We start from the raw sequence: 16,225 nt of genomic DNA on the forward strand, positions 1-16,225 counted from the left end.
ACCACCAAATTTTACCCCTTTCGAAGCTAGTATGCGTTCACTGGTGTTATAGTCTGAATACTTGCTCGATATCCTAACGATATCTTTGTCAATAGACTTCAATGCTTTGATCTCTCACCACACTGCTATTCTACTACAAGGCTTTGACTTTTACCTTGACGGGACTTGCACCCGTTGGATATGTCCAGCGAAGCTGGACATATCCAACGTCCCGCAGATTCACGACGTCCATGCTAATGCTCATTAACCTCTAATTAAAACTGCAATCTTGCATAAGTCAAACCAAACCTTCATTCATACTCATAAATGGGATGTAGCTATCTGCTGTTATCTGAAGTTGGACAATTCTCTATTAACTATAAATTCATGTCCTTAATATTGAAAAAATTCAATATTAAAATTATCTTTCAATATTGTTGTTCCTTCTAAAGAATTAACAATTGCTTTTTTTATTAATCCAATTTTATCATAATTAAGATTAGTTTTATAAATTCCTTTTTCTTCTTCTGAATATATTAACTTTTCTTTAGATAAATCAAATAATTGATATGAAATTAATACAGAATAAAGATATTTTGTTTTAGAAGTAATATTTTTAGTTGAACCTAAATATAAATCAAAATTAAATATAGATTCTTGATATCTCGAACTAGATAATTTAATAGTTAAAAAATCAAAACAAGAAATTTTAATAAAAGATCCATAATTTTCATCTATCATAATTTCATTAAAATGATTAAAATATAAATTAGATAAATTAATAATACATAAATAATCTATTTTATATTTAGTTTGAATAACATTATAATCATAATTTTGTGAAGTAATTAATTCATTTTCATTACTCAAATTTAAAATTTCCATATTAGTATGTTTTTTAAAATGATTTCCTATAAATTTAAATGTTTTTTTTAATTCCTCTTTATTAAGCATATATTTATTTGTATTAAGATAACTTTTTTCTAAATTTTCATAATTAAATTTATCATCCATTTTAATAATAATACCTAATTTTTTTCCTTTGAATTTATTCTGATTCAAATTAATATTAGAAGAATCAAATGAAAATACTACTGTACTACTGATTAATAAAAATAATACCAAAATTAAAATGATTGCTTTTTTATTTTTCATATTATAAACTCACCTCTGTATAATAATTTCTTCTTAATTTCTAAAAATCCAATTTAATTTATATTCTTTTATTATATCATGTCCGAGAAAAAACTGTATGATTAATTATAACCTATCTATCCTGAGTTCTAGGGCGACTGCCCTTAGCGAAGGAATTTGGGTGGAATGACGTTAGGAATGGAACCGGCAATATTTTGTTATATGAAGTTCCCGGCTCCCACGAATAATTTAATGATTTCTCCAGTCATCTTTTATGGTAGATATCTATTAGGAAACTCTTTTCTTGCTTGCTTTGTCCATTTTTTAATAAACTCTGTTTTTGCCTCAGTATATCCATCTCTATTATGCTCATATTGTTTTTTTAATTTTTGTTTTAATTCTCCATATTTTTTCGCAACTTCTTCATGAATCATAAGGTAATCTCTAAAATATAATTCATCCCAATCTCCTAAAAATCGGACATGGAGATGGAATACCTTTTCAGCAAATCCATTTGAAGTATATCCTTTATTAAATGACATTTTTAAATCTGGTTTCTTTTCAAACGCCATAAGTGTCCAACCTGCATTTTCTAGCCTTAATTTTAAATTATCAATATCACTATTACAACCAACTTCTAACAGAATATCTACTGTTGGCTTTGCAATCAGTCCTTCAATTGCGCTACTGCCAATATGATTAATTCGTTCAATCTTATTCAAACCTACTGTTTTTTCAATATTTTCTTTTTCTTTTAAATACCATTCTTTATACTCTGGATTATGTTCACGTAAGATTATTGGGAACAATTCCCAAAGTTCTTCTAATGTCATTTCAGATAAATCTTTTCCCATAATAACCCCCAAATGTATTTTTTATGATAAATTCACCGTTAACCTCCCACTTATATTATACTAGTATTACAGGGAATTTCATATGTAGGGTCGAAGCTGGTGCTTTAATTTAGATTAACATTTATCTATATTAAATTCCCAAACTCCGCCTCTGCAAACCGTGCGTACGGTTCTCCCGTACACGGCTTTCCTATTAACTTCGTCTTAAATCTCATAAGTTTTAAGCTGTACTAACTTTCGCTATGGTTGATAATGAGCTACTTTATAATCATTAAATAAACCTACTTTATTGTACAACCAATCGCTACTCCATCTCTCCCAGCCATATCCTTGTTTTCCTCGCTGCTTCATTAGATACCTTCTTACTTTCTTTTCTACATAATCTCTGATATAAGAAAAACAATTTCTTGAATCTCCTATGGTAAAGTAATTAATCCAACCCCTTAGTACAGAGTTTAATTCTTCTATCATACTTTCAAATATACCTGTTGTTCTATGCTTTTTAACTACTTCCCTTATTTTCTGTAGTAACTTTGTTCTCTTCTTGATTTGAGGTGTTGTCAATACTCCCCATTTTCCGCTGAAAGTCTTCCTTCTTTTTATAGTAAACCCTAAAAAATTTATTGAATCTCCTTCTTCTAAGTTCACTATCTTAGTCTTTTCTTTGTTTATCTTTACTTGTATCTTGTTAAATTCTTCTTTCAGCCTTTTCATTACTTTTGGAAGCAACCAATTCATACTGTAATGGCTCGATACTGCTATTACAATATCATCTGCAAAGCGGGCATATTCTACCTCTGTATATCTCCCTTTACTCTTTGTCACCTCGGTTGCTCTTTCAAGCATTTTATCAACTTCATTTAAATAAAGATTAGCAAATAATGGAGAAATAACTCCACCTTGAGGTACACCTTCTTTCCCACTAGCTTTTAATATTAGCTTTATCAGATGCATTATATCTTTATCTATTACTCGCTTTCCCACTTTAGCTAGCAGAATATGATGTTTTACTGTATCAAAGTAATTTGATAAATCTAAGTCTATTACTTTTCTTTTCCCCGTTATTATTGCTTTTTCTATTTTCTTTACTGCTTGATGAGCATTCCTTTTTGGGCGATATCCATAAGAACCTTCTTGAAAATCTGCTTCAAATATCGGCTCTAATATTAATTTTAAAGCTCCCTGTACTATTCTATCTTTAATAGTTGGAATTCCTAGCACTCTTACTTTCCCATTTTCTTTTGGTATCTCTTGTTTTCGATTTATCTGTGGTTTATATGTCCTATTTACTAGTTCTTCTCTTATTTCTTTCAGATATTTTGTTACTCCTATTTCTTCAATATCTTCAAATGTCACTCTATCTATTCCTGAAGAACCAGCTTTCTCTTTTGCCATTATATATGCTTTCCTAAGTGTGTCCATTTTGCATACATGAACATACATCCCCCAGAATTTATGAGATTCTTCCTTTTTAGATTTAAGATATATTCTCCTTCTCAAGTCTTGTAAACTAATGGATGCTTTTATCATTTCACCCTTACCTCCTGTATTGTTAGAGAAATTATTAAATAGTAGGGTTCCTTTGCTATATGAAGTTATATTTACTTCATAATCTTCGCTACTACAAACCCGTCCGCCACCCTCTTCTTTTCCAATTCATTTCCTAGGTCTTAGTTATAAAATCTTCTTTGCTCAAGTGATTTCTCACAGGAAGAAGTAGGGCTTCTCCAGTTCCAGACATATCCTTGTATCCATACTACCGCTAATACTCCGCTGGTGTATATAAATGTTTCAGTCATTTTCATTTATATATCCTGTCTTCACCCAGACGTTAAAGGTTCGACCACCAAATTTTACCCCTTTCGAAGCTAGTATGCGTTCACTGGTGTTATAGTCTGAATACTTGCTCGATATCCTAACGATATCTTTGTCAATAGACTTCAATGTTTAGATCTCTCACCACACTGCTATCCTACTACAAGGCTTTGACTTTTACCTTGACGGGACTTTCACCCGTTGGATATGTCCAGCTTCGCTGGACATACAACGTCCCGCAGCTTCGCGACGTCCCCACCAACGCACCCCAACCTCTAACTAAAATTACAACCTAACATAAGTCAGCCCCGCTTTCCATTTATTCTCTCAAGTTGGGATGTCGCTAAGGTGCTGTTATAAGGCGTTTTGCGTTCTCCAAACCTTACAATCTCCTACCAATCTTCAATTCCCATTTAAATTTCTATTGAATATTATGTAATACAAATGTTATAATATAAGTGAGGTGATAACTATGCAAACTATAAAACTTCGTAAAGTTGGAAATAGTTATGGGTTTACTATTCCTAAAGAAGTCATGGAAAAATATCATTTGAAAGAAGGAGAAGAACTCCATCTTATTGAAGAAAATGATGGTTTTACATTAACTCCTTATGACCCTGAATTTGAAGAATGGACTAAATCTTTTGAAAAAACAAATCAAAAATTCAAAAACACATTAAAGGAACTATCTAAATGAAAAATGTAAATTTTATTCCTAAAAAGGTTATACTATATTTCCATGAGCAACTCATCCAAATTTATGGTGGTAGCACTGGAATAAGAGATGAAAAACTTCTTGATTCTGCTATAAAGCAACCTAAAAGCACTTTTGAAGGTAACTACTTGCATGATAGTATTTTCAAAATGGCATCAGCCTATGGATTTCACTTATGCAAAAATCATCCATTCATAGATGGCAATAAACGGGTTGCCCTTGTTGCTATGGATACATTCCTTCAAAATAACGGATATGAAATAACTGCCTCTGAAAAAGAAACTTATAAAATAATGATAAAACTATCATCTGAAAATCTTTCAAAAGATGAATTAACAAAATGGATAGTGCAAAATACTATCTCTATCTAACTTCTTGGTAATTTAATTTCTCTATCGAGAAGTTTTCTCATATTTCTCATAAGAATTAAATTCAAATTATTAGATTATACAGATGATAATTTAGTTTAACGATAAATGTAAAATATCCAAAACTAATTATTGTCTAAGAAATTCAAGAAGATATCATTTTACAGCATCTATCTCTCAGAACTATGAGTTTCTTTATTTTTAATCAAACCACAAAACTTCCATTTAGCAAAATGTCTTATGTAGGGTCGAAGCTGGTGCTTTAATTTAGATTAACATTTATCTATATTAAATTCCCAAACTCCGCCTCTGCAAACCGTGCGTACGGTTCTCCCGGTACACGGCTTCCTATTAACTTCGTCTTAAATCTCATAAGTTTTAAGCTGTACTAACTTTCGCTATGGTTGATAATGAGCTACTTTATAATCATTAAATAAACCTACTTTATCGTACAACCAATCGCTACTCCATCTCTTCCAGACATATCCTTGTATTCATACCATCGCTAATACTCCGCTGGTGTATATAAATGCATCAGTCAATTTTATTTATATATTCTGTCTTCGCCCAGACGTTAAAGGCTCGACCACCAAATTTAGCCCTTTCGAAGCTACTATGCGTTCACTGGTGTTATGGTCTGAATACTTGCTCGATATCCTATAGATACCTTTGTCAATAGACTCCAATGCTTCGATCTCCCTCCACATTGCTATTCTGCTACAAGGCTTTGACTTTTACCTTGACGGGACTTTCACCCGTTGGATATGTCCAGCTTCGCTGGACATACAACGTCCCGCAGCTTCGCGACGTCCTCACCAACACTCTAACCTCTAATTAAAATTACAACCTCACATAATCAGTCCCAATCTTCATTTATACTCCCACACTGGGATGTCGCTAAGCTGCTGTTAGGTGACGTACCCGTTTTAATACAATAGCAATTCCACTTTAAATTTCTATAATCTAATAACACTAATTCCCTCTTTTATATATTCATTTTAAAAATATTTGCAAATTCCAAGATTAAATCTCCACCCACTCATATCAATTTCCAAACCATATGCATCCTCAAACTCTATTTGATCAATCTCTATATCTAAAAACCTATATTTTACTCCGGTCTTTAAATAACTATCATTATTAAAAGGAATATTAATCTGACTACCAAGTAGATAACCTATTCCTTCTCCTCCATGTATTTGTGTTGATTGACGACTATAACTTTCTAGTGAAAAGTAACTTTTCATAAATTCGTATGAATACTTACCTAATCCAGCATTTAATTCTATTAAATCATAGATAGGTTATAATTAATCATACAGTTTTTTCTCGGACATGATATAATAAAAGAATATAAATTAAATTGGGGGAGAATATCATGGCCAAACGTTATAATGATGAATTTAAAAAGAAAATTGTTAACCTTGCTAATAACGGTAAAAAGATAAGTGATATTATTAATGAATATGGTATTGCAAGATCTACTGTCCATAAATGGAAAAAAGACTTTAATAATTCTGGTTCTTTTAAAGCTAAAGATAATAGAACTGATGAAGAAAAAGAACTATTAAAATTACGTAAAGAAATTAAACAACTTAAGATGGAGAATGATATTTTAAAGCAAGCAGCGCTGATACTAGGACAAAAGTAGCTGTTGTTAAGGCAAATAAAGAGAAATACAGTATTAGCGCAATGTGCAAGGTGCTTAATATTTCAAGAAGTTCTGTTTATTACGAACCCAAGAAAAAGTCTTGTAATACCGAACTTGAAAATCTAATAATAACTATCTTTAAAAATAGTAGAAATAATTATGGGACTAGAAAAATCAAAAATAGACTAGATAAAAAAGGTTATAAAGTATCTCGAAGACGAATATCTAAAATTATGAAAAAGTATGGTCTAGTCTCCAATTATACTGTTAAGCAGTATAAAGTTCATTCTCCAAAATGTAATGAAGAAAAAATAGATAATATTGTTGATAGAGATTTCAATAAAAAGCAGGCCTTAGATGTTGTAGTTAGTGATTTAACCTATGTTAATGTTAATGGCAAATGGAATTATATATGCCTAATAATAGACCTGTTTAACCGTGAATTTATAGGTTGTGCTGCTGGTAAAAAGAAAGATGCTGAATTAGTAACTAAAGCCTTTTATAGTATTAAGAGACCAATTGATGAGATAAACATCTTGCATACTGACAGGGGTAATGAGTTTAAAAATAAAGCAATAGATCAGATTTTAAGTACATTCGATATTGAACGATCTTTAAGTAAAAAAGGTTGTCCTTATGACAATGCAGTAGCAGAAGCCGCCTTTAAAGTAGTTAAAACTGAATTTGTATTTAATAGAAAATTTAACAGTTTTGAAGAATTAGAATATGAGCTCTTTGATTATGTTAACTGGTATAATAACCACCGAATTCACGGGTCACTTGATTATCTTACACCTGTTGAATATAGGTATTTAATGTCCGAGAAAAAAGTGGCCTAAAAAGTGTTGACAATCCATCATCGAAAAAACCTAATGTAACTTCCCCATAAGGAGCAAATAAACTAACTTTTAAATCATCCTTTTCACTAGCTATATATTCAATACCTCCATTAATTCCTACTCGATCAGTAAACTTATATTTTACTCCACCATAAAAACCTACACCTCTTTGTAACTCTTCTTTATGTTTTGTCCATTTTAATCCATGTAATGTCATGGTAGTGTCAAAAGTATTCTGTGTAACACCAGCAAACCACTTAAATCCTGTATTAGAATTATTAAATGATGTTTCTTCTTTTTCAGAAACATTTTGATCTTGTTGTTTTGGTTCTTTTTCATTCTCCTTTGAAGAATCATAAATTGATTTATTTTCTATAGTTGAATCAAAATACTTATTTAAATCTATTTTTTCTTCTGCCTCAATTTTAATATTTATTCCACATATTAAACTAAAAACGATTAAAATTATACTAAATGATAAATTTATTCTTTTCATTTTTATACTCCTTTTAATCAGAATAATTAATTTTAGTTATCTTATCCTTATTTACATGAATCTTAGTTTCAATATAATCAGGATAATAATCTCCTTCAACTGGAATACTAATTTGAACCTCATAATCTCCTTCTTTCAATCTGCTTATTTTAAAATATCCTATTTGGTTTGAATAAGTTAATGTTGGTTCATAACTATAATCTCTTGCTTTAATCTTAGCAAAAACTGGAACTAAACTTGCATCATTTCTTCTTTCTCCACTTACTATATAGTCAATATAATTATCCTCATTTAAATCTCTATAAATATATCCTTCTATCCCTCCATTCTCTGTAGCATTATTAGAATCACTACATCCAACCAAGAAGAAAACTAATATTAACAAAATAATAAATTTCCAATTTAGTCTTCTGCTAAACATTCATCTTTCACCTACCTAAATTTAATATTATATCGCTCTATTTTTTCATTATACTAATTACTCTTTATTAATTGATATTAACTTGGTATGTCACCTGTAGGGTCGAAGCTAGTGCTTTAATTTAGATTAACATTTATCTATATTAAATTCCCAAACTCCGCCTCTGCAAACCGTGCGTACGGTTCTCCCGTACACGGCTTTCCTATTAACTTCGTCTTAAATCTCATAAGTTTTAAGCTGTACTAACTTTCGCTATGGTTGATAATGAGCTACTTTATAATCATTAAATAAACCTACTTTATTGTACAACCAATCGCTACTCCATCTCTTCCAGCCATATCCTTGTTTTCCTCGCTGCTTCATTAGATACCTTCTTACTTTCTTTTCTACATAATCTCTGATATAAGAAAAACAATTTCTTGAATCTCCTATGGTAAAGTAATTAATCCAACCCCTTAGTACAGAGTTTAATTCTTCTATCATACTTTCAAATATACCTGTTGTTCTATGCTTTTTAACTACTTCCCTTATTTTCTGTAGTAACTTTGTTCTCTTCTTGATTTGAGGTGTTGTCAATACTCCCCATTTTCCGCTGAAAGTCTTCCTTCTTTTTATAGTAAACCCTAAAAAATTTATTGAATCTCCTTCTTCTAAGTTCACTATCTTAGTCTTTTCTTTGTTTATCTTTACTTGTATCTTGTTAAATTCTTCTTTCAGCCTTTTCATTACTTTTGGAAGCAACCAATTCATACTGTAATGGCTCGATACTGCTATTACAATATCATCTGCAAAGCGGGCATATTCTACCTCTGTATATCTCCCTTTACTCTTTGTCACCTCGGTTGCTCTTTCAAGCATTTTATCAACTTCATTTAAATAAAGATTAGCAAATAATGGAGAAATAACTCCACCTTGAGGTACACCTTCTTTCCCACTAGCTTTTAATATTAGCTTTATCAGATGCATTATATCTTTATCTATTACTCGCTTTCCCACTTTAGCTAGCAGAATATGATGTTTTACTGTATCAAAGTAATTTGATAAATCTAAGTCTATTACTTTTCTTTTCCCCGTTATTATTGCTTTTTCTATTTTCTTTACTGCTTGATGAGCATTCCTTTTTGGGCGATATCCATAAGAACCTTCTTGAAAATCTGCTTCAAATATCGGCTCTAATATTAATTTTAAAGCTCCCTGTACTATTCTATCTTTAATAGTTGGAATTCCTAGCACTCTTACTTTCCCATTTTCTTTTGGTATCTCTTGTTTTCGATTTATCTGTGGTTTATATGTCCTATTTACTAGTTCTTCTCTTATTTCTTTCAGATATTTTGTTACTCCTATTTCTTCAATATCTTCAAATGTCACTCTATCTATTCCTGAAGAACCAGCTTTCTCTTTTGCCATTATATATGCTTTCCTAAGTGTGTCCATTTTGCATACATGAACATACATCCCCCAGAATTTATGAGATTCTTCCTTTTTAGATTTAAGATATATTCTCCTTCTCAAGTCTTGTAAACTAATGGATGCTTTTATCATTTCACCCTTACCTCCTGTATTGTTAGAGAAATTATTAAATAGTAGGGTTCCTTTGCTATATGAAGTTATATTTACTTCATAATCTTCGCTACTACAAACCCGTCCGCCACCCTCTTCTTTTCCAATTCATTTCCTAGGTCTTAGTTATAAAATCTTCTTTGCTCAAGTGATTTCTCACAGGAAGAAGTAGGGCTTCTCCAGTTCCAGACATATCCTTGTATCCATACTACCGCTAATACTCCGCTGGTGTATATAAATGTTTCAGTCATTTTCATTTATATATCCTGTCTTCACCCAGACGTTAAAGGTTCGACCACCAAATTTTACCCCTTTCGAAGCTAGTATGCGTTCACTGGTGTTATAGTCTGAATACTTGCTCGATATCCTAACGATATCTTTGTCAATAGACTTCAATGTTTAGATCTCTCACCACACTGCTATCCTACTACAAGGCTTTGACTTTTACCTTGACGGGACTTTCACCCGTTGGATATGTCCAGCTTCGCTGGACATACGTAGGGTCGAAGCTGGTGCTTTAATTTAGATTAACATTTATCTATATTAAATTCCCAAACTCCGCCTCTGCAAACCGTGCGTACGGTTCTCCCGTACACGGCTTTCCTATTAACTTCGTCTTAAATCTCATAAGTTTTAAGCTGTACTAACTTTCGCTATGGTTGATAATGAGCTACTTTATAATCATTAAATAAACCTACTTTATTGTACAACCAATCGCTACTCCATCTCTCCCAGCCATATCCTTGTTTTCCTCGCTGCTTCATTAGATACCTTCTTACTTTCTTTTCTACATAATCTCTGATATAAGAAAAACAATTTCTTGAATCTCCTATGGTAAAGTAATTAATCCAACCCCTTAGTACAGAGTTTAATTCTTCTATCATACTTTCAAATATACCTGTTGTTCTATGCTTTTTAACTACTTCCCTTATTTTCTGTAGTAACTTTGTTCTCTTCTTGATTTGAGGTGTTGTCAATACTCCCCATTTTCCGCTGAAAGTCTTCCTTCTTTTTATAGTAAACCCTAAAAAATTTATTGAATCTCCTTCTTCTAAGTTCACTATCTTAGTCTTTTCTTTGTTTATCTTTACTTGTATCTTGTTAAATTCTTCTTTCAGCCTTTTCATTACTTTTGGAAGCAACCAATTCATACTGTAATGGCTCGATACTGCTATTACAATATCATCTGCAAAGCGGGCATATTCTACCTCTGTATATCTCCCTTTACTCTTTGTCACCTCGGTTGCTCTTTCAAGCATTTTATCAACTTCATTTAAATAAAGATTAGCAAATAATGGAGAAATAACTCCACCTTGAGGTACACCTTCTTTCCCACTAGCTTTTAATATTAGCTTTATCAGATGCATTATATCTTTATCTATTACTCGCTTTCCCACTTTAGCTAGCAGAATATGATGTTTTACTGTATCAAAGTAATTTGATAAATCTAAGTCTATTACTTTTCTTTTCCCCGTTATTATTGCTTTTTCTATTTTCTTTACTGCTTGATGAGCATTCCTTTTTGGGCGATATCCATAAGAACCTTCTTGAAAATCTGCTTCAAATATCGGCTCTAATATTAATTTTAAAGCTCCCTGTACTATTCTATCTTTAATAGTTGGAATTCCTAGCACTCTTACTTTCCCATTTTCTTTTGGTATCTCTTGTTTTCGATTTATCTGTGGTTTATATGTCCTATTTACTAGTTCTTCTCTTATTTCTTTCAGATATTTTGTTACTCCTATTTCTTCAATATCTTCAAATGTCACTCTATCTATTCCTGAAGAACCAGCTTTCTCTTTTGCCATTATATATGCTTTCCTAAGTGTGTCCATTTTGCATACATGAACATACATCCCCCAGAATTTATGAGATTCTTCCTTTTTAGATTTAAGATATATTCTCCTTCTCAAGTCTTGTAAACTAATGGATGCTTTTATCATTTCACCCTTACCTCCTGTATTGTTAGAGAAATTATTAAATAGTAGGGTTCCTTTGCTATATGAAGTTATATTTACTTCATAATCTTCGCTACTACAAACCCGTCCGCCACCCTCTTCTTTTCCAATTCATTTCCTAGGTCTTAGTTATAAAATCTTCTTTGCTCAAGTGATTTCTCACAGGAAGAAGTAGGGCTTCTCCAGTTCCAGACATATCCTTGTATCCATACTACCGCTAATACTCCGCTGGTGTATATAAATGTTTCAGTCATTTTCATTTATATATCCTGTCTTCACCCAGACGTTAAAGGTTCGACCACCAAATTTTACCCCTTTCGAAGCTAGTATGCGTTCACTGGTGTTATAGTCTGAATACTTGCTCGATATCCTAACGATATCTTTGTCAATAGACTTCAATGTTTAGATCTCTCACCACACTGCTATCCTACTACAAGGCTTTGACTTTTACCTTGACGGGACTTTCACCCGTTGGATATGTCCAGCTTCGCTGGACATACAACGTCCCTGGGATTCGCGACGTCTGAGCTTACTTTCGATACAACTAATCTTCTCCTTTAAAACAATATCCTACTGATATAAGTCATCGCGGTCGATATTTCCACAGCTCAGATGTCGTTAAGCCCATGTTAGGCGACGGACACGTCTTTAAAACGGATCAGCTTCGTTTCAACTATAATCTCAGCATATTATAAATTTTTTCTGAAATTCTTTCCTCTATTGAATCTAATTTGCTTAATAAATGACTTGCAATTAAAACCATCTCAAAAGCTTCTTTAAATTCTAATTCTACTTTTCTATGACTATGTGGGTTTTTATATAATCCTATTGCTCCGGAAAAAAAGTGAGATATAGCTTCTTGTTCTGCTTTTGGTAAATCAAAATTTTGTAGCGGACCACTATCAACATTAAAAGCTTCTCTAATCAAAGCTACTCCTATTTTATCTTGCGGAAAATTTCCAATCTCTCTAACTCTTATTTCAACAAGCTTAAAAGCCTCAAATACAGCATTGTCGTACTTCCCGATTTTCATACTTGGCCAAGCTTCTTCAGTTATACTTTGGTGAAACAATAATTCCGGAACCAATGTCCATTCCCCAATTAATTCCTGAAAATGATCTTCGCGAAATTGCACCCCTTTTTGGGTAGGGTAATATACTTTTTCACCATCCTCAAAACCTCTTTGAAATATTCTTATATCAATAAAAGTATATGGATTATCCTGATCCGTACACGTTCATAATTCCTTCTTTCTGATTCAGCAATAACTTCATTTTTTATTATATTATCATCTTTCCCCATAATTTTTCCTCCTATGAAAGTCAAATTACTTCCCTTATACTTTCGGAAAACCTTAGATCTAAAATTTAATCATCTATCTCTAACAATTCCCTCCACAATCCTTCAATTCTTTCAACTCTATTTTTTGCCCTCCACCCCTTATTTCTATTCTCAACTTCGCAAACCTCATCAACTTTATTATATAAATCAGAAGCTTGTTCATTAATTAACCTCATCTTGCAAAATGGAGATACATAATTATTTTCTTCTCTATTAATATCTTTTTTATTACCATTTTGATCAAAAACACAACCATTATAATCACCATTATCATCAATATTTATATAGGCCCCATACCTATAATCTAATCTATTTCCCATCCAAAAATCTTCAATTTTTTCAATATCAGATTTTCCACTTTCTTCATTTCTTTTAATTTCTATAACTAGATAATCTAAAGAGTAACAGGTCCTTTTATGAAATATAATATCAGGTCTTTTATTTTCTAAATTTGTTTTAATTACCTCAACATCATTATCTAACCAAAAAAGATATTTTTTTATTTCATTTGCAAGATGATGTCCTAAATTCCATTCAGTTATATTAGTCTCTTCTGTATATTCCAAGATCCTGGATTGATTTACAAATAAATTCTCTAGAGATGAATATAAAATATCTGAAATGGTTTTCAACATAATTTTCTCCTTTCAAATTAATTAAGCCAAGCGAAATAATACATGTTTAGTGTCTGTCGCCTAACTCTTTTTTTTACGACATATTTCGTAAATCTAATAATTAATGTGGTATTAACGACATATGTCGTTAATACCAACTATACCTCCATTATCATTAATCCATTAATTTATCTAATGGACTTTCAATTTTACCAATACTTCGTTTGCTCACATGAGTATAGATTTCGGTTGTTCGTGAACTTTTATGACCAAGCAACTCCTGAATATAACGCAAATCAGTTCCTCTCTCTAACAAATGTGTAGCAAATGAATGTCTTAAAGAATGAACTGAGACATCCTTAGTAATTTTAGCTTTGCAACAAGCTTTCTTAAAGATTCGTTGTACACTTCTTCTAGTCAAATGTGAATTTGGCTTTCCTCCTGGAAATAACCAGCCTGTTGGCTTGTATAATTTATAGTATTTACGTAATTGCTTAAGTCCACCTTTAGAAAGTATTGTATCTCTATCTTTTCTTCCTTTCCCTTGTCGAATTCTAATTAACATTCTATCACTATCAATATCTTCAATTTTTAATCTAACTACTTCACCTACTCTCAATCCAGCTGAATAAACAAGATATAAACTGAAATATTATCTTTATTTAATATTTCATTAATCACAAATTTAATTGCGTTAATTGCTTGATTAACAAAGGAATGAGATAATCCTCTCTCCTCTAATAAATATAATAAATATTTATTTACTTTCTTATTAGTAATTCGATCTAAGTTATTATCAAAAAACCGAATAAAACTTTTTACATGACTTAAATATACTGCTATCGTTTTTGGACTATATCCTTTTAATTTTAACTGTCTTTCTACTTCCTCAATTGTGAAATTATCAGACATAAATTGGCTCCTTTCTTAAATAGATCTATAATTTGTATAACCAATTTATGTATTGAATATGTAATATGGCATAATCTTTCCAATATAATATCTTATTTAATTGTTAAATGCAAATACTATAAGGTTTTCATTGAAAATAATACTAAATTAAGTAAGTAAATAAAACTTACAAAAGTCTATCTAAAATAAGATGATTAGAAAAACAAAAATAAAGTAGGACCAGCCTCACGGCTGGGACCTCTTGTCAAACTGCACGTACGGTTCTCCCGTATACAGCTTTCGGTCATTGTTGCTCCTTAACAGAGAGTAAGTTATCGTCTTTGTGTTGCCACAAATGTATATTTTACTCTTGTCTAAAGCACATCGGTAAGCAGTGATTCTAGTCCTAAATCTCTTAATATTTTATTAGGAAGGCGATAATTCTGCCCTTTCGCCTTCTTTCCTTCTATAAAACAACGTAATCTCATTCTTATCCAACCATCTAACCTTTTATATAGTCCTTTAACATTTCCTAGTAGAAAACTATTACCCCAACCTCTAATAATTAAATTAAGCTCATCAATCATTACAGCTACTCCTATTGACCTATTCCTTTTAGTTTTCTTTCTTACTTTGTCCTTGAAACTTTTAATAGAGCTCTCTTTTGGCTTTTTGTAATCACAATTATAAAATTTAAATTCTAGAAATTTAAATCCATCATTAAAATTCGTAATTACTGTTTTCCGAGGATGTAGTCTTAAGTTTAATTCATTTTCTATAATCTGGCGAGTTACTTCCAAAGCACGTTCTGCTTTAGCTTTACTCTTAGCCATAATTATAAAGTCATCGGCAAATCTAACTATCTTATATCCTCGACACCTCATTTTCTTATCAAAATGATGTAGGTAGATATTTGCTAAAAGTGGAGAAATTACGCCTCCTTGTGGAGTTCCCTCCGTTGTTTCTTCTCTTCCTTGCTCAGTCATGACACCTATAGTAAGCCACGACCTAATAATATCTAATACCCAACCATCACTTACTTCCTCTGCTATCAGCTCCATTAAAATTTCATGATCTATTGTATCAAAGTAAGATTTGACATCTGCGTCTAATACCCAATTATAACCTTGTTCTTTATATTCTTCTACTTTCTTAATTGCATCTTCGGTTGACCTATTAGGTCTAAAACCATAAGAACAGTCGCAGAATATTTCTTCAAAGTGTATCTCTAGAATCTGTTTCACTGCTTGTTGGGCAATTCGGTCTTTAATTACTGGAATACCTAGTGGTCTTTGTTCTCCATTTCCTTTTGAGATATACGTTCTTAGAACTGGTTGTGGCTCATATCTATCTTCTGTTAACTGGCGATATAAAGCACTCATATTCTTAGTGTAATTTTCTCTAAATTCTTCAACTTCTACACCGTCAATCCCTCCACAACCACCATTATTCAAAACTTTCTGAGCTGCACAATGTAAATGTCTTTTCTTAGTCACTAAATCTTTTATACTATATAGCGAACTAATTTTTTTTCACCTATCCTACCTCACGACTTACCAGTTCTTCCTATCCTGTCTTAATATCTAAAC

General features: G+C 31.7%; 16 protein-coding genes. 3 read left to right on the forward strand and 13 right to left on the reverse strand.

Annotated features, from left to right (window positions below; genetic code table 11):
* Nucleotides 1–372: 372 nt before the first annotated feature.
* The 3 genes from HALHA_RS07235 to ltrA (HALHA_RS07245) all read right to left on the reverse strand — a co-directional run bounded on the left by HALHA_RS07235 (nt 373) and on the right by ltrA (HALHA_RS07245) (nt 3,497).
* Nucleotides 373–1,134 carry a hypothetical protein gene (locus HALHA_RS07235; RefSeq protein ID WP_015327139.1) on the reverse strand — a complete coding sequence of 254 codons (762 nt, stop codon included), beginning with the start codon at nt 1,132–1,134 and terminating at the stop codon, nt 373–375.
* Nucleotides 1,135–1,385: 251 nt separating this feature from the next.
* Nucleotides 1,386–1,967, reverse strand: a complete 582-nt coding sequence (locus HALHA_RS07240; protein WP_015327140.1) for a GrpB family protein — start codon at nt 1,965–1,967, stop codon at nt 1,386–1,388.
* Nucleotides 1,968–2,207: 240 nt separating this feature from the next.
* On the reverse strand, nt 2,208–3,497 hold the full coding sequence (ltrA, locus tag HALHA_RS07245) for a group II intron reverse transcriptase/maturase (protein WP_015327141.1): 1,290 nt from the start codon (nt 3,495–3,497) through the stop codon (nt 2,208–2,210).
* Between the two features lie 757 nt (nt 3,498–4,254).
* Between ltrA (HALHA_RS07245) and HALHA_RS07250 the strand changes: the two genes are divergently transcribed.
* Both HALHA_RS07250 and HALHA_RS07255 read left to right on the forward strand, forming a co-directional pair.
* Nucleotides 4,255–4,479 (forward strand): AbrB/MazE/SpoVT family DNA-binding domain-containing protein, encoded by a 225-nt coding sequence (locus HALHA_RS07250; protein ID WP_015327142.1) that lies wholly within the window; start codon nt 4,255–4,257, stop codon nt 4,477–4,479.
* Entirely contained in the window at nt 4,476–4,868 is a 393-nt protein-coding gene (locus tag HALHA_RS07255) for a type II toxin-antitoxin system death-on-curing family toxin (protein WP_015327143.1), read from the forward strand. Before HALHA_RS07250 ends, HALHA_RS07255 begins: the two co-directional genes overlap by 4 nt.
* 995 nt (nt 4,869–5,863) lie before the next feature.
* On the opposite strand, the gene HALHA_RS07260 is transcribed toward HALHA_RS07255, so the two are convergent.
* On the reverse strand, nt 5,864–6,112 hold the full coding sequence (locus HALHA_RS07260; RefSeq protein ID WP_015327144.1) for a hypothetical protein: 249 nt from the start codon (nt 6,110–6,112) through the stop codon (nt 5,864–5,866).
* 116 nt (nt 6,113–6,228) lie between these two features.
* Between HALHA_RS07260 and HALHA_RS07270 the strand changes: the two genes are divergently transcribed.
* Nucleotides 6,229–7,355 (forward strand): IS3 family transposase gene (locus HALHA_RS07270; RefSeq protein WP_156801223.1). Its coding sequence is split into 2 segments (ribosomal slippage): nt 6,229–6,481 and nt 6,481–7,355, totalling 1,128 coding nucleotides; the frame shifts between segments, so codons are not numbered across the junction.
* Here the strand turns inward: HALHA_RS07270 and HALHA_RS07275 are convergent.
* The 9 genes from HALHA_RS07275 to ltrA (HALHA_RS07310) form a co-directional block, all read right to left on the reverse strand.
* Nucleotides 7,306–7,851 (reverse strand): hypothetical protein, encoded by a 546-nt coding sequence (locus HALHA_RS07275; protein WP_015327146.1) that lies wholly within the window; start codon nt 7,849–7,851, stop codon nt 7,306–7,308. The genes HALHA_RS07270 and HALHA_RS07275 overlap by 50 nt on opposite strands.
* Before the next feature lie 13 nt (nt 7,852–7,864).
* A complete protein-coding gene (locus HALHA_RS07280; protein WP_015327147.1) occupies nt 7,865–8,272 on the reverse strand; it encodes a hypothetical protein in 408 nt (135 codons plus the stop codon).
* Between the two features lie 252 nt (nt 8,273–8,524).
* The gene (gene ltrA / locus HALHA_RS07285; RefSeq protein WP_015327148.1) at nt 8,525–9,814 is read right to left on the reverse strand and encodes a group II intron reverse transcriptase/maturase; all 1,290 of its coding nucleotides are present in this window, start codon (nt 9,812–9,814) and stop codon (nt 8,525–8,527) included.
* A gap of 671 nt (nt 9,815–10,485) precedes the next feature.
* Entirely contained in the window at nt 10,486–11,775 is a 1,290-nt protein-coding gene (ltrA, locus tag HALHA_RS07290; RefSeq protein ID WP_015327141.1) for a group II intron reverse transcriptase/maturase, read from the reverse strand.
* Between the two features lie 688 nt (nt 11,776–12,463).
* Nucleotides 12,464–12,877 carry a TIGR02391 family protein gene (locus HALHA_RS07295; RefSeq protein WP_156801224.1) on the reverse strand — a complete coding sequence of 138 codons (414 nt, stop codon included), beginning with the start codon at nt 12,875–12,877 and terminating at the stop codon, nt 12,464–12,466.
* A 280-nt stretch (nt 12,878–13,157) separates the two neighbouring features.
* Nucleotides 13,158–13,766: a hypothetical protein gene (locus HALHA_RS07300; protein WP_015327151.1), complete on the reverse strand. Its 609-nt coding sequence runs from the start codon at nt 13,764–13,766 to the stop codon at nt 13,158–13,160.
* Nucleotides 13,767–13,920: 154 nt separating this feature from the next.
* The gene (locus HALHA_RS13625; RefSeq protein WP_052326470.1) at nt 13,921–14,364 is read right to left on the reverse strand and encodes a tyrosine-type recombinase/integrase; all 444 of its coding nucleotides are present in this window, start codon (nt 14,362–14,364) and stop codon (nt 13,921–13,923) included.
* On the reverse strand, nt 14,361–14,657 hold the full coding sequence (locus HALHA_RS13630; protein ID WP_052326471.1) for a site-specific integrase: 297 nt from the start codon (nt 14,655–14,657) through the stop codon (nt 14,361–14,363). The genes HALHA_RS13625 and HALHA_RS13630 overlap by 4 nt, the downstream gene beginning before the upstream one ends.
* 353 nt (nt 14,658–15,010) lie before the next feature.
* Nucleotides 15,011–16,162 (reverse strand): group II intron reverse transcriptase/maturase, encoded by a 1,152-nt coding sequence (ltrA, locus tag HALHA_RS07310; RefSeq protein WP_015325832.1) that lies wholly within the window; start codon nt 16,160–16,162, stop codon nt 15,011–15,013.
* Nucleotides 16,163–16,225 lie beyond the last annotated feature (63 nt).

This window comes from Halobacteroides halobius DSM 5150, assembly GCF_000328625.1.
In the GTDB taxonomy this organism is placed as follows: Bacteria; Bacillota; Halanaerobiia; order Halobacteroidales; family Halobacteroidaceae; genus Halobacteroides; species Halobacteroides halobius.

What these genes read in the sequence shown, in the direction of transcription:
- HALHA_RS07235 (WP_015327139.1), bottom strand. Translation starts at nt 1,134, where the DNA reads ATGAAAAATAAAAAAGCAATCATTTTAATTTTGGTATTATTTTTATTA.
- HALHA_RS07240 (WP_015327140.1), bottom strand. Translation starts at nt 1,967, where the DNA reads ATGGGAAAAGATTTATCTGAAATGACATTAGAAGAACTTTGGGAATTG.
- ltrA (WP_015327141.1), bottom strand. Translation starts at nt 3,497, where the DNA reads ATGATAAAAGCATCCATTAGTTTACAAGACTTGAGAAGGAGAATATAT.
- HALHA_RS07250 (WP_015327142.1), top strand. Translation starts at nt 4,255, where the DNA reads ATGCAAACTATAAAACTTCGTAAAGTTGGAAATAGTTATGGGTTTACT.
- HALHA_RS07255 (WP_015327143.1), top strand. Translation starts at nt 4,476, where the DNA reads ATGAAAAATGTAAATTTTATTCCTAAAAAGGTTATACTATATTTCCAT.
- HALHA_RS07260 (WP_015327144.1), bottom strand. Translation starts at nt 6,112, where the DNA reads ATGAAAAGTTACTTTTCACTAGAAAGTTATAGTCGTCAATCAACACAA.
- HALHA_RS07275 (WP_015327146.1), bottom strand. Translation starts at nt 7,851, where the DNA reads ATGAAAAGAATAAATTTATCATTTAGTATAATTTTAATCGTTTTTAGT.
- HALHA_RS07280 (WP_015327147.1), bottom strand. Translation starts at nt 8,272, where the DNA reads ATGTTTAGCAGAAGACTAAATTGGAAATTTATTATTTTGTTAATATTA.
- ltrA (WP_015327148.1), bottom strand. Translation starts at nt 9,814, where the DNA reads ATGATAAAAGCATCCATTAGTTTACAAGACTTGAGAAGGAGAATATAT.
- ltrA (WP_015327141.1), bottom strand. Translation starts at nt 11,775, where the DNA reads ATGATAAAAGCATCCATTAGTTTACAAGACTTGAGAAGGAGAATATAT.
- HALHA_RS07300 (WP_015327151.1), bottom strand. Translation starts at nt 13,766, where the DNA reads ATGTTGAAAACCATTTCAGATATTTTATATTCATCTCTAGAGAATTTA.
- HALHA_RS13630 (WP_052326471.1), bottom strand. Translation starts at nt 14,657, where the DNA reads ATGTCTGATAATTTCACAATTGAGGAAGTAGAAAGACAGTTAAAATTA.